Annotated in this window: 13 protein-coding genes and 1 pseudogene; 5 read left to right on the top strand and 9 right to left on the bottom strand. The window is 61.9% G+C overall.

What is annotated here, in order from left to right:
* Complete coding sequence (locus JD971_RS06385; protein ID WP_202086755.1) at positions 1–741, bottom strand: antibiotic biosynthesis monooxygenase; 741 nt, start codon at positions 739–741, stop codon at positions 1–3.
* Positions 742–766: 25 nt separating this feature from the next.
* Complete coding sequence (locus JD971_RS06380) at positions 767–1,528, bottom strand: SDR family NAD(P)-dependent oxidoreductase (RefSeq protein ID WP_202086753.1); 762 nt, start codon at positions 1,526–1,528, stop codon at positions 767–769.
* Between the two features lie 65 nt (positions 1,529–1,593).
* Between JD971_RS06380 and JD971_RS06370 the strand changes: the two are divergent.
* The 3 genes and pseudogenes from JD971_RS06370 (at position 1,594) to JD971_RS06360 (ending at position 4,447) form a co-directional block, all read left to right on the top strand.
* Positions 1,594–2,427 (top strand): annotated as a pseudogene (locus JD971_RS06370) (enoyl-CoA hydratase/isomerase family protein).
* Positions 2,428–2,460: 33 nt separating this feature from the next.
* The gene (locus tag JD971_RS06365; RefSeq protein WP_202086745.1) at positions 2,461–3,264 is read left to right on the top strand and encodes an enoyl-CoA hydratase/isomerase family protein; all 804 of its coding nucleotides are present in this window, start codon (positions 2,461–2,463) and stop codon (positions 3,262–3,264) included.
* 1 nt (position 3,265) lies between these two features.
* Complete coding sequence (locus JD971_RS06360; protein ID WP_202086743.1) at positions 3,266–4,447, top strand: CaiB/BaiF CoA-transferase family protein; 1,182 nt, start codon at positions 3,266–3,268, stop codon at positions 4,445–4,447.
* Between the two features lie 31 nt (positions 4,448–4,478).
* Here the strand turns inward: JD971_RS06360 and JD971_RS06355 are convergent, their stop codons facing one another.
* The 6 genes from JD971_RS06355 to JD971_RS06330 are packed head-to-tail and all read right to left on the bottom strand — an operon-like array spanning position 4,479 to position 9,537.
* On the bottom strand, positions 4,479–5,609 hold the full coding sequence (locus JD971_RS06355) for an epoxide hydrolase family protein (RefSeq protein WP_202086742.1): 1,131 nt from the start codon (positions 5,607–5,609) through the stop codon (positions 4,479–4,481).
* A 2-nt stretch (positions 5,610–5,611) separates the two neighbouring features.
* Positions 5,612–6,811 (bottom strand): phosphotransferase family protein, encoded by a 1,200-nt coding sequence (locus JD971_RS06350; RefSeq protein WP_202086741.1) that lies wholly within the window; start codon positions 6,809–6,811, stop codon positions 5,612–5,614.
* Entirely contained in the window at positions 6,808–7,773 is a 966-nt protein-coding gene (locus JD971_RS06345) for a hypothetical protein (RefSeq protein ID WP_202086740.1), read from the bottom strand. Before JD971_RS06345 ends, JD971_RS06350 begins: the two co-directional genes overlap by 4 nt.
* Positions 7,770–8,627, bottom strand: coding sequence for an SDR family NAD(P)-dependent oxidoreductase (locus tag JD971_RS06340; protein WP_202086739.1), 858 nt, complete (start codon positions 8,625–8,627; stop codon positions 7,770–7,772). Before JD971_RS06340 ends, JD971_RS06345 begins: the two co-directional genes overlap by 4 nt.
* On the bottom strand, positions 8,624–9,103 hold the full coding sequence (locus tag JD971_RS06335; RefSeq protein WP_202086738.1) for a nuclear transport factor 2 family protein: 480 nt from the start codon (positions 9,101–9,103) through the stop codon (positions 8,624–8,626). The genes JD971_RS06340 and JD971_RS06335 overlap by 4 nt, the downstream gene beginning before the upstream one ends.
* Entirely contained in the window at positions 9,100–9,537 is a 438-nt protein-coding gene (locus JD971_RS06330; RefSeq protein ID WP_202086737.1) for a hypothetical protein, read from the bottom strand. Before JD971_RS06330 ends, JD971_RS06335 begins: the two co-directional genes overlap by 4 nt.
* Positions 9,538–9,706: 169 nt before the next feature.
* Between JD971_RS06330 and JD971_RS06325 the strand changes: the two genes are divergently transcribed.
* Both JD971_RS06325 and JD971_RS06320 read left to right on the top strand, forming a co-directional pair.
* Entirely contained in the window at positions 9,707–10,843 is a 1,137-nt protein-coding gene (locus tag JD971_RS06325) for an acyl-CoA dehydrogenase family protein (RefSeq protein WP_202086736.1), read from the top strand.
* Positions 10,840–11,250, top strand: coding sequence for a nuclear transport factor 2 family protein (locus JD971_RS06320; RefSeq protein WP_202086735.1), 411 nt, complete (start codon positions 10,840–10,842; stop codon positions 11,248–11,250). Before JD971_RS06325 ends, JD971_RS06320 begins: the two co-directional genes overlap by 4 nt.
* Here the strand turns inward: JD971_RS06320 and JD971_RS06315 are convergent.
* Positions 11,247–12,533 carry an MFS transporter gene (locus JD971_RS06315; protein ID WP_202086734.1) on the bottom strand — a complete coding sequence of 429 codons (1,287 nt, stop codon included), beginning with the start codon at positions 12,531–12,533 and terminating at the stop codon, positions 11,247–11,249. The genes JD971_RS06320 and JD971_RS06315 overlap by 4 nt on opposite strands.
* Positions 12,534–12,583 lie beyond the last annotated feature (50 nt).

The following is a 12,583-nucleotide window of genomic DNA, read 5'->3' as shown; positions in this document are numbered from 1 at the left end:
TCAGAACACGCCGAACAGTCTTTTCGGGAAATAGGTGATGCCCAGTTCGGGCCGCATTTTCTGCGCGATGCTGTCGGGCAGACGACCAAAGACATGGGTTCTGGAGTCGCTGATTTTCAGTATCTCGCCCATGATCGGTCCGCAGTTCTGCATATGCGCGATCATGGCCGCAGGGTCGCGATACACGTCGAGCGCGAGCGCACGGCCCGCTTCGTCGAAAAACCACTCATAGGCCATCGTGCCGGGATCGGACTCCTTGACCTTCCCGAAGCTTTTCATGGCAAGATCATGCATTTGCTGCTCCTTGCCGGGATGCGGCGTGAACCATGCCAGCGCCATGATCCTGTCGCCGCTGTCATCGACCTGGCGATGGGGTGTCGCCTCTGTCAAAAGGCCGGCTGCCCGCGGACCGAAGACATTGACCGTGCCCAGCTTCTGCCGCATGGCCTCGACGACGGGGGCGGGAATGGAACCGGCGAAATTGACGGTGATTTCCGCATATTCGCGCAGCAATGCCGATTTGCCTTGCAGCATTCGCCCATGGTGAGCCAGCGCTTCGGCATCGTCGTAAACCTCGATCACCCAGCATTCCCGTCCGTCTTCCGAGAGGGTCCATTCGTAAAGCCGGGTTCCGGTCAGATCGGGGGTCGCCGCATCGTAGCAGGCTTTCGCTCCTTCCAGAAAGGCGGCGGTCTGGCCGGGGCCGATGTCCATGCGTATGAAGCCGTAGATCTTGTCCATAATCTGCCTTTTCATATTGGTTTGATCAGACCGACGACGCGCCATCGACGGGAAGCATCGCTCCGTTCACGAAGCTGCTGTCTTCGGATGCCAGCCATAAGACCGCATCGGCGATCTCGTCCTGCCGACCGGGGCGTTGCATCGGTATCTTTCCCGTCAGCATTTCCAGCTTGTCCGGTGCGTCGGCAAAGCCCTTCTCGACAAGATCGGTCATGACCAGCCCCGGGCAGACGGCATTGACGCGAATGCCTCGTGCCGCATTCTCCAGCGCCACGCATTTGGTCATTCCCGCAACCGCGTGCTTCGATCCGTAATAGGCGCTGCATCCAGGGCTGCCACGAAGGCTGGCGACCGACCCGCAATTCACGATCGCGCCGCCCCCGGCTTTCGAAATGGCGGGAATTTCATATTTCATGCAGAGCCATGTCCCCGTGACGTTGATGGCCATCACCTGCTCGAACATGGACAGCTGCGCATCCTCAACCGAGAGATTCACGGTGCCGGTAATCCCGGCGTTGTTATACGCGACGTGCAATGCCCCGAATCGTTCGACCGTGCGGGCGACCATGGCCTCTACGGACGCGGCATCGGTGACATCGGTGATGACAAAGTCGGCGATTCCACCCACCGCCTTGATATCCTCGACAGCTTCGCGCAATTCTTCTTCGCGGCGGGCAGCGATCATCACCTGCGCGCCTTCGTCCGCGAATTTTTTCGCCGTTGTGAGCCCGATCCCGCTGCTTCCGCCCACGATGAGCGCCGTCCGCCCGCTGAAACGCTTCGCCATGACCTCTCCTTTTCTTTTTGCCGGCGCACATTACGGATTGAAAAATATGTTCGCAACATTATCGTATGCCAGCAATCAAAATAGATGAACGGGGCGAGGGGAACACGGTGACCGAATTCAAGAACATCACCTATGCGACGGATGGTCATGTTGCGGTGCTGACGTTCAATCGTCCCGAAATCCTGAATTCGATGGACGAGATAACGACCGGAGAGGTCGTTTCGGTCATCGAGAGCCTGCGCAGGCCCGGCAATGTCCGCGCTCTGGTCCTTGCGTCGACGGGCAAGTGCTTTTAGGCCGGCGGCAATTTCGACGAGATCGAGCGGCTCATCAACGACTACGATGCGCGCATGGAGGCCTATGACAATGGCCGCCGGGCGATTCAGGGCATGGCGGAAATCGCCGTGCCGGTCATCGCGGCGCTTCAGGGGGATGTCTACGGGCTGGGCACGTCGATCGCGCTTAGCGCGGACATGATCGTGGCATCGCGCAATGTCCGCATCGGCGATCCCCATGTGAAGGTCGGACTCGTCGCGGGTGATGGCGGCACGCATGTCTGGCCCGCGGCCTTCGGCTTTCTGAAATCGAAGCGTCACCTGCTGACCGGCGATCCGATAGGGGCGGACGAGGCGCATCGGCTTGGCGCGGTGAGCGATCTCGTCGAGGAGCCGGACGACGTTCTTCCGGCGGCCATGGCGCTTGCGGCCAAGGTTGCGGCCCTGCCGCCCATCGCCGTGCAATATACCAAGCGCGCACTCAACCATTCGATGCAGCGTTCGGTGATCGACAATTTCGAGTTCGCGATGGCTCTCGAACAATACGCGATGACCAGCGAGGATCTGAAGGAAGCGCTCGCCGCGATCAGGGAAAAGCGCGCCGGAAACTACAAGAACAGATGAATGCCCGCGGCAAGGACAGCTTTTGGAATTGATATGACCGACAACGCAGAACTGCTCACAGACATCGCCGATGGCGTGGCGACACTGACCTTCAACCGGCCCGAGGTTCGCAATGCGTTGAGCCCCGATATGGTCGTTGGCATTCAGTCATTCCTGGCCGAATGCGAACGGCGCGACGATGTGCGTTGCATCGTCATGACCGGCGCGGGCGATCACTTCATGGCTGGCGGAGACGTCAAAGGCTTTGCCGGTGCGATCGATGCTCCGCCTGTTGAACGCGCGCCCGACTTCGAACGGCGCGCCCGCAGCGCCATGCCGATCTTCACATTGCTCGAACGCATGCCCAAACCCGTCGTCGCCAAGGTGCGCGGGGCCGTCGCGGGCGCCAGCGTCGGCTGGGTCGCCGCGAGCGATTTCGTGATTGCCGCCGACACCTCGATCTTCATCGTCGCGCACATAGCGCTGGGCACGAGCCCCGACGGGGCCGTTACCTGGCATCTGCCGCGCATGGTCGGTCTGCGCCGGGCCAAGGAAATGTGCATTCTTGGTGACCGGATGTCGGCCAGCGAGGCGCTTGCGGCAGGGCTGGTCAATCGGGTGGTCGCCGAAGCGGATGTCGATACCGAGACCGAACGGCTCGTCAGGCGCCTTGCCAATGGGCCGACCGCCGCAATCGGGGCGACCAAGCTTTTGCTGAACGGCGCGCTCTCCCGCTCGCAAGCCGCGCAGATGGAGCTTGAGGCGGAAAGCTTCGCGGCGTGTTCCGTCACGCAGGATTTCGAGGAGGGGATCCGATCATTCATCGAAAAGCGCAAGCCAGCGTTCGGGGGACGCTGAGATGACCGGTGCGCTGGAAGGTGTTCGTATCCTCGACGTCACACGCTTTGTATCGGGTCCGATTTCCACGGCGCTGCTGTCCGACATGGGCGCCGATGTCATCCGGGTCGAACAGCCGGGCGGGGCCGAAGATCGCACGACATTGCCGATTGATGAGGGATTTCACGGCGGAGTCGGCTTTACGCAATTGGCCCGCAACAAGCGCGGAGTGACCATCGATCTCGCCAAGCCGCAGGGACGCGCCATATTCGATCGGCTGCTGGCGTCCGCAGATGTCGTGGTCGTCAATATGCCGCGCCGGCCGACCAGAGCGCTTGGCCTCGACTACGACCGGCTCAGGAGCGTGAAGCCGGACATCATTGTCGGCCATCTCACGACATTCGGCTCGACCGGACCCTATGCCGACAGGCTCGGCTTTGACGCGATCGCGCAGGTGATGAGCGGCCTGGTCGCCATTTCGGGCGACGAGGGGCGCCCCATGAAACAGAATTCGGCATGGGTGGACATGTCGACCGGCTTTCTCATGGCGCTGGGAATCGTGGCCGCCCTGCGCCATCGGGATCTGACGGGCGAAGGACAGCTTGTCGAAACGAACCTGATGCAGACGGCTCTGACCGTGGGCAATTATTTCCTGTTCGATCAAGCGCTTAACAAGAGCGAGCGCGCCGGCACCGGGAACCGGGCCCAATCGGGCGGACCGGCGGACCTGATCCAGACGAAGGACGGGTGGGTCTACATGGTCGCGCTTGGCGAGCCGATGTTTCGCCGCTTCATGACCATGATCGGGCGGGAGGATCTGATCGGCGATCCGCGCTTCGCCAATGACGAGCTGCGTGCCGAAAACGGCGCGGAATTGAGCCGGGTCGTCACCGCATGGTCGAAGCAATATACGAATGCCGACATCATGCAGATCCTGGAGGAAAACCGGATCCCTTCGGGCCCGTTGCTCACTCCGCAGGAAGCGCTCGAGGATCCGCATTTCAATGCTGTGTTCTATCAGGATGTCGATGTGGGGCTGTCGCAACCGGCGCCTTACGTGAAATCTCCGATCGGCTTTAGCGCTACGCCCAGTTCCATTCGCAAAGGGCCGCCGCGCCCCGGTGAAAACAACCTCGATGTGTTGCGCGAGGCTGGCATGTCGGACCAGGAAATCGCCGATGCAAAGGAGAGCGGCGTCATCTGAGCACGCCGTCATCTGAGCTCGCCGGCGCGAATTACCGGATCTTGCGAAACGCGTTGCGCAATTCGCTCACGAAAAGCGAGGGCTGTTCGAACGCGGCGAAATGGCCCCCCTTTTCCAGCCTGTTCCAGTGGATGATGTTTGAAAACACCCGCTCGGCCCACCGGCGCGGAGGGCGCCGCATCTCTGCAGGAAAGATCGAGCATGCGACCGGGAGTTCGATCGGCGAATCGCCGAAGGCGGTGCTGAAGCTTTCCCAGTAGAGGCGCGCCGAAGAGCCGCCCGTGTTCGTAAGCCAATAAAGCGTGATGAGATCCAGGATCGCCTCGGCAGGCAGCGCATCTTCCGCCCTGCCGTCGTTGTCGGTCCATGCCTGCAGTTTCTCGTAAATCCATGCCGCCTGCCCGATCGGCGAGTCGGCTAGAGCATAGGCGAGGGTCTGCGGCCTTGTTGACTGCTGTGTCGAGTAGCCGAGGCCCCACCGCTTGTGCGCATTCGCAACCGCGATTGCCTCTTGTGCCTCGGCGTCCGAATTGTCCTCGCCGGCATTGGGAAACACGATGACCATGTTGAGGTGAATCGCCTCGAGCCCTTCGGGTCGTTGCGCGGCCATCATCCGCGTCACCGCAGAGCCCCAGTCGCCACCTTGCGCAACATAACGGCCATAGCCGAGCCGCTGCATCAGGATGGCCCAGGCGTTGGCGATCCTTTCCACGCCCCAACCCGTGTCGGCAGGCTTGCCCGAAAATCCATAGCCGGGAAGCGACGGGATCACGACGTGAAAGGCGTCCTGCGCGCTGCCGCCGTGCTTCTCGGGATTGGTCAGCGGATCGATAACGTCCAGAAATTCCAGTATCGATCCCGGCCAGCCATGGGTCAGGATGATAGGCAGGGCGTCCTGATGCGCAGATCGTACATGGATGAAATGGATGGGAAGCCCGTCGATTTCGCTCGTGAAATTGGGGAGGGCATTGATCTTCGCTTCGCAGGCGCGCCAGTCGTAGCGGTGCCGCCAGTGCTCCACCAGCGCCTTCATCGCGTCGAGCGGAACGCCCTGAGACCAGTCATCGACCGTTTCCCTTTCCGGCCAGCGCGCGCGGTCGAGCCGTTCGTGCAAGTCGTCGAGAGCGGCTTGCGGCGCTTCGAAGCGAAATGGTTCGATCATGATCAAATGGCATCCTTTTCCTGCAGGAAACGACCAATCCGTTGAAGCGCCATGCGCCGCGCCACCAGACACATGGCGAAACGGACGTGGTCGAATTTCCCCTCTTCGAAATTGCGGACCGCTTTGAAGCCCATCACTCCAAGGCGAAGCTGTCCCCACAGACGGTAGAATTCGAGCTGTTCGGCGGGGGGAACCATGCCGCCCGACGCCGCATACGCATCGAGAAATCCGGCGAAGCTGTCCATGTGTTCGGCCGCGTACCACAGATAGGCAATATCGGCGGCTGCGGTTCCAACATGGGCAAATTCCCAGTCGACCACCGCCGCGACCCGGTTGTCCCTCACCAGCATGTTGTTGAAGGCGAAATCGTCGTGCACGATCGCGGGCGGGCCGTATGCGAGCGTTCGGTTCGCCTGGATCCAGTCGAATGCCCGGTCCATAATCGCGCTCGTGGCGGGAAGCGCGGTCCAGTCTGCGCGGTGCTGATCGAGTTGCGCATCGAAAAACGCATCGCCGCGTGGCTGGCGATGATCGGGCCAGTCGTGCGCGGCGATGCCGTGAAGCTCCGCCATGCATTGCGCAACATCGTGCAGCAATTCGGGATTGGGTCCGGCGGGCGGGAAATAAATGCTCCCGACCGGCGCGCCGTCGACGTGGTCCGACACGATGAAGGGGTCGCCGATGACCGTTCCTGTCGGCTCCAGCAACCACGGGCGCGGTATGCGTGCCCCGCCTTTCCAGATGAAGCGCAGCGGATCGAATTCTTCGACCACCGTGGTGCCGAGATAATTGTTGGCGCCGCGATCCACGCGCAGCGCCATGCGGGCGGGAAGGCGCGCGGCGCCATCGATCGTGATGAGCACCGTCTTCTTGGACATGCCCGCAGACACTGTGCGCGATTGCGTTATGGTAGCGGGCGCGCCGTTATGATCCGACAGGAAATGTGCAAGAGCGGGCATATCGAAATCCGCCTCGGCGGTCCCGGTGTGTTCGCAGGGTGCGCGAATTGCCGCCATCTCCCGATCGAAGCGCTCGATCCAGTCCATCTCGCCGGCGGCATCGTCCGGGGCGGGCTTCACCCGTTCGGCGGCGATCAGCTCCGTCAAGAGCGCTTCGGACATGACGCCGTCTCTCGGATCGGAATGCTCGGCCTTGAGCAGCGCGTCGCGAAGCAAGGCCAGCTGATTGGCGAGCGCGCTCACGTGAAGGGTTCCGCAATGGCGGAATTGCGACCAATCTCGACAAGTCCGACGCCCGTTTCCCCCGCGCATGTCGCGGGGCAGAAATTCTCGACGATATGATAGCCGGACGCGCCGGAAGGCTCCTCCGAAGCGAGCGGAACATGGGCGAACCGGCCCGCAACATCGCTTTCGATGCGATAGCGCTGTCCGAAGACATCCTCGACCTCATGGATCAGCGTTTCGCACAGCCCATCAGACTGGCGGCCGGTGCGCGTCGTCTCGATGCGGCGCAGCGCTCGCAATCCTTCGGCATCGGCGACATAGCCCTCCTTGGCCCGAATGCCGGAGCGCATCATCGTTTCGAGGGTCTTGATGCCGAATGCGCGAGAGGGAAAATTGAAACCGCACCAGTCATGTTCCCGCGTTGCGACATCCGCGCGCATGACCCAGCTATGGTCCCGGTAACCCATGCCGTCGATCAGGATCGTCGTGCCATCTGCAAAGCGGGCGCTGCCCTTGGCCGTGAGCGCCTGTTGCTGATGATTGTAAGGCAGATTGAGACCCAGGGTCATCGTTTCCTGAAACGAAGGCGCCGGGTTTCCCGCGGTCTGGCATGCGGCATAATCGAACGTCGCGAACCGCGCCTCGAACCGCAGATCGAGCGATATGTCGCCGGTTTCCAGCGTGAGGTCGAACGATTGGTGCGGCCGCACGAAGGCCAGCGACAGGCGACCGTCGCCGATCCGGCGGGCATGGACGAAATCGGCGGGGAAGCCGGTCCGATTGCCATAGTCGATGCTGCGCCCGCCAATGCGGAAATTGCCCGTATACCGCGCCCGGTCATGCCCCGGTTCATGGTTGAGGTGAAACACGCCAAACGCGTCGCTTCGAGGGGCCATGAGAATGAAGAAATAGTTCTCCTTGTACCGAAGATGCGCATAGCCGGGCACCGGATGGGGCAGGTCGTCATGCAGGGTGGTCATTCGGCGTCCTCCTTCCTGCCGGCGAAATCAGCCTTGGGGGCAACGCTTTCGCTCCTCGCGATATCTGCCAGCTTGGTACGATAGGCGTTCGAGATACTGGCGCAGGCCATGCTCCCCAGCGGCAGGCGCATGGGCGGATCGGGGGACAGCACGGTTTCGATAATCAGCGCGGCCGCCCTTGCCGTATCGCCGGCCTGCATCTTGTCGGTCGCAAGATGCGCCCGGCGCTGCTCGGCGATGGGTTCATATGCTGCCATACGCTGCGATGGCTGGTCGATCGAACGGCCCATGAAGTCTGTTCTCAACGGTCCGGGCGTTACCAGCATGCTGCGGATGCCAAGATTTTCCGTTTCGCCTGCCAGCGCTTCGCCCAGTGCTTCGAGCGCGGCCTTGCTGGCGCAATAATACCCCGATCCGGGGATGCCCCGCGAGCCTGCCGACGACGAGATATTTACGATCGTTCCGCGGCCACGGCGGCGCATGCCGGGCAATATCGCGCGCATGAGGCGAATGGGCCCGAACAGATTGACCGCGAACTGCCGTTCGATCTGGTCGCTGCCCGCTTCCTCCAGGGTCGAGAGAAGGCCATAACCCGCATTGTTCACCAATACGTCGATCCTACCGAACCGCTCTTCCGCATCCCTGACCGCATGCGCGATCTCTGCCTCGTCTGTAACGTCGCAGCGGACCGGCAGGACCCGTTCTGGCGCAAGATCGACAAGATCGCCCACATCATCGGTATTGCGTGCGGCGGCGATCGCCATGTCGCCGCGCCTGGCAATCTCGGAAACGAGCGCGCGGCCAAGGCCCGCCGATGCTCCGGTCACGAACCAGACAGGGGGAGGCGTGCTCACACGGTTTCTCCGCCCGAAAGCTGATACTGACGTGTGGCAGAGCCGTGCTCATGCGTGATCCGCCACGTATCGTCGTCGCGGACCCAGATCAGGGTGAGGCGGAACTGCTTGGCAAAATCGTCGCCGGCGCGCGACTTGCCATACCAGTTTGTCGCGACCGACATCCATGCCACGTCACCCTTGCGGAAAATGCGCGGCTCATCGATGAATTCGAAGCGGATTTCCGAATATTTGGACAGAACCTGTGACCACGCGATCGCATAGCGGTCCCAACCCTTGTAGCCTTCGAGCGGGGGCGCGACGTCATAGGCCGTAAATTCCGGATCCCGCTTGTAGAGATGCTCGACATCGGTGCGTTCCCGCTCTCCGGCCTTCAGATTGTACTGCGTTCGATATTCCTCCAGCTTTTCGCGCAGCACCGCGATTTCAGGATCGTTTGCGGCCGGGGCGGCCATCCGGTCCGGGAAATCCGTCACGACGCCGCCTCCATTGCCCCGATCGTGCCGGCCCGGACGGTCGTGACCTGCGCAGCGCGGCCGAAATGTTCGATAGAATAGCGGACGACCGTCGCGCTCGATCGCTGTTCGCAAGCGACGCGCGTGCCGGGACCGAGGCGCCGGCGGTCACGCGGCGGATGGATCAGGGCGCGATATTCGGGGGGGAAGGGAACCGTCCGCGATGACCGCGTCTCATCCTTTCCGGCGGGCCCTGCCATGTTGTCCGGAATGGCGAAATCGCCGCCATGGCGCGTGGCGCCGATCCGCGCATCGATCCCGCCGAACTCGACCTCCCATGCCCCGGCAGCCGTGGCTGCGCCGCCAGAAGCACCGGATCCGCCCGCCTTGCTTTGTGCGCCAAACACGCTCCGGTCATGCAGGAATGCGAAGAAGGGGAATTCGACGCGAGGCATTTCGCATAATGCATTGTTCATGCTTGTCTTCTCCCAAATGCATGCGGATCTTTGGCCGGCTTTGCGCGCAGCGATGGATTTCCCATGCTTGCAATGCGCGTTGATTATGGACATACAACGATAAAGAAAACAAGCATACGATATGTACGATAACTAAAGAGGATTTGCTATGGGCCGGCTTGGCTATTCCGAAGAACATGAGGCGTTCCGCCGCACCGTGCGCACGTTTCTGGATCGCGAGCACGAACCTAATCTCGCGCGTTACGAGCGCGACGGAGGGCTGGACCGAGCGTTCTACCGCAAGGCGGGGGAGGCGGGGATCCTCGGGCTGGCGTATACGGGTGAGGGCGATTTCACCTATTACGCCATCATGGCCGAGGAGCTGGGCCGTACCGCGGGCTCGGCATCGACGGGCAGTTCGCTCATGGCAGATGTCGCGACTTATATTCTGCTCGGTCATGGGACCGAGGAGCAGAAGGAAAAATACCTGCCGCGCATCCTGACCGGAGAGATTACGCAGGCCATGCCGCTCACCGAGCCGAGCGCGGGCAGCGATCCGACCGCCATCAAGGCGACGGCGATTCGCGACGGCGATGATTATGTCATCAACGGCGACAAATATTTCATATCGAACGGATCGACCGCCGACCTGCTCTACGTCGTGGCCAAGACCGATCCCGCCAAGGGCGGTCGCGGCATGAGTGTCATCATCGTCGACAGCGATACGCCGGGCGTGACGCAGGCGAAGATTCCGATGATCGGCTGGCGCCAGGGTGATACCGGCGCGTTAAGCTTTACCGATGTACGCGTACCGGCGTCCAATCTCGTCGGCCGGGAGGGCGGCGCCATGGCGATCATGATGGACACGTTCCTCGAAGATCGCATCCAGATCGCGGCGCGCTGCCTTGGCGCTGCGTCGAAGGCGTTGGAGCTGACGCTGGATTACGTGAAGGAGCGCAAGGTTTTTGGCCAACGTGTGATCGATTTTCAGAACTCGCAGTTCATGCTCGCCGAATGCCGGTCCGACGTGAAGATTGCCGAAACCATGGTCGATATGGCGCTGATGCGGCTGCGTCAGAAGGATTTCACCTTCGAGGACGGCGCCATTCTCAAACTTTGGGCCACGCAGATGGAAGGGCGGGTCCTGGACAAATGCGTGCAGCTGTTCGGCGGCGCAGGCCTGATGGAAGAGACGCCCATTTCCAAGATGTGGACCGCCGCACGCATTCAACGGGTCTATGCCGGTACGGACGAATTGCAGAAGGTGGCCATTGCGCGTGGTCTGATGGAAGAAAGCGCGGCGTGAGCGTCGGCGACATCGTCGCTTTCGCTCGCGCCTACGGTGCTGCATGGGCGTCCCCCGATAGCGATGCATTCGTCGCCCTGTTCACCCCGGATGCGACCTATCGCGACGACCAGGTCAAAAGGCTGAGTTGCGGACATGACGAATTGCGCCTGTTTCATGCGCATTTCGTCGACGCCATCTCGGACATCAGGATGGAGTTTCCGAACGCCTTCACCGACGGTGAAAACGCCTGCCTCGAATGGCGGTTTTCAGGGGTGCAGAGCGGATCCTATCACGGCCAGCCGCCGACGGGCACCGCCTTCCGATCCAACGGCGTCGCAGTCATGAAGCTCGCGCTGGACGGGCGGATCAGATCGGTCGTCGATTATTACGATGCGGCTGGCGTAAAGCGGCAGCTCGGCGGTTAGGCCGGGGGCGCGGCCGCCGCTTCTGAACCTGACTGCCGCACCAGTCGGCGCGCGTGGGTGAACATGACGCCCGACACGAAGCAACTGCCCATGCCGATCATCATGGCAAAGCGCAGGCTGTCCGTTCCGAAATCTGTCGACCAGTAATCGCTGAGCGCCCCGACCATCAGGGGCGTCATGGCCCCGCCGACAAGCGCATTGAGAAAACTCGATATGCCGGCCGACGTTGCCCGCGTATGCGGTGCGCTGACCGCCTGATAGGCGGCGGAAAAGGCGGGCGAATAGATGACGCTCGTCAACGTGCCGAGGAACATCGCGAACAAGGCAAGCCCAAGCGTTTCGGCCAGGAACATCGCCATGTAAATCGGGAACATGGCAAAAACGATGACGGTCGTGAAGCGCAGCAGGGCGTCGGTCCCGTGCTCGGCCAGCCTGTTACCGATCCAGCCACCCCCGACCAGTCCAATTGCCATGCCGCCGGCAAGCACGGGTCCGAAGATCAAACCCACTTCGGTCAGCGTCATGCCGTGGCTTCGAATGAAGAAGCTGCCAAGCTGGGTGACGAGGCCCACATTGACGAAGGTGATGACAGAGCCTGCCGCCAGGATCCAGACCAGCGGGCGATTGTGCCAGACATCGGAAAATGCGGATGTTTCGTGCGGCGTGGCCCGGAGGCGTGCCTTTTCGCGGGGCGGGTCCCACCCTTTCAACCAGATTGCGATCGCAAGAAGGATGCCCGGCGGCCCCGCGAGGAAAAACGTATATCGCCAGCCCAAGGTATCCGCCACCCAACCGCCCAGCGTCCATGCGATCAACATGCTTACCATGCCGCCGGAATAGAATATTCCCATCGCCAGCGGTCGGCGCCCGGGGCGATAGCTGTCACTGATCGTGGCCATGCCTGCCGGAACGATTGCGGATTCACCGATGCCCACACCCGCCCGCGACAGGGCCAGAGTGGTGAAACTACCCGCAAGGCCGCATAGCGCGGTGCATCCGCTCCATGCCGCCAGCATGACGGCGATGATCTTGCGGCGGCTGAATCGGTCGAGAAGCCAGCCCGAACCAATGCCGCACACGCCATAGATCAGCACGAATGCTGCACCGGTCAGGAAAAACAACTGGGCGTCCGACAGGCCGAACTCGGCCTTCACGGGTTCTGCCACGACCGCCATCATCAGGCGATCCAGATAGGCCAGCGCATAGGATAGGGTGAGAAGCGTGAGCATCGTTCTCGCGCCGGGTGGCGGAGAGGCCGAATCGGACGCCGGTGTGTCGGCCATGTTCACGCGCAGGAGGCCGTGCATCGCAATGCGGCAATGCCTGGTCGCGC

This window comes from Croceicoccus sp. YJ47, assembly GCF_016745095.1.
Lineage (GTDB): Bacteria > Pseudomonadota > Alphaproteobacteria > Sphingomonadales > Sphingomonadaceae > Croceicoccus.
The sequence above is the reverse complement of the archived record's forward strand: the minus strand, read 5'-3'. Positions and strand labels throughout refer to the sequence as shown.

Coding starts and splice junctions, on each gene's coding strand:
- JD971_RS06385 (WP_202086755.1), bottom strand. CDS start 741: ATGGACAAGATCTACGGCTTCATACGCATGGACATCGGCCCCGGCCAG.
- JD971_RS06380 (WP_202086753.1), bottom strand. CDS start 1,528: ATGGCGAAGCGTTTCAGCGGGCGGACGGCGCTCATCGTGGGCGGAAGC.
- JD971_RS06365 (WP_202086745.1), top strand. CDS start 2,461: ATGACCGACAACGCAGAACTGCTCACAGACATCGCCGATGGCGTGGCG.
- JD971_RS06360 (WP_202086743.1), top strand. CDS start 3,266: ATGACCGGTGCGCTGGAAGGTGTTCGTATCCTCGACGTCACACGCTTT.
- JD971_RS06355 (WP_202086742.1), bottom strand. CDS start 5,609: ATGATCGAACCATTTCGCTTCGAAGCGCCGCAAGCCGCTCTCGACGAC.
- JD971_RS06345 (WP_202086740.1), bottom strand. CDS start 7,773: ATGACCACCCTGCATGACGACCTGCCCCATCCGGTGCCCGGCTATGCG.
- JD971_RS06330 (WP_202086737.1), bottom strand. CDS start 9,537: ATGCCTCGCGTCGAATTCCCCTTCTTCGCATTCCTGCATGACCGGAGC.
- JD971_RS06325 (WP_202086736.1), top strand. CDS start 9,707: ATGGGCCGGCTTGGCTATTCCGAAGAACATGAGGCGTTCCGCCGCACC.
- JD971_RS06315 (WP_202086734.1), bottom strand. CDS start 12,533: ATGGCCGACACACCGGCGTCCGATTCGGCCTCTCCGCCACCCGGCGCG.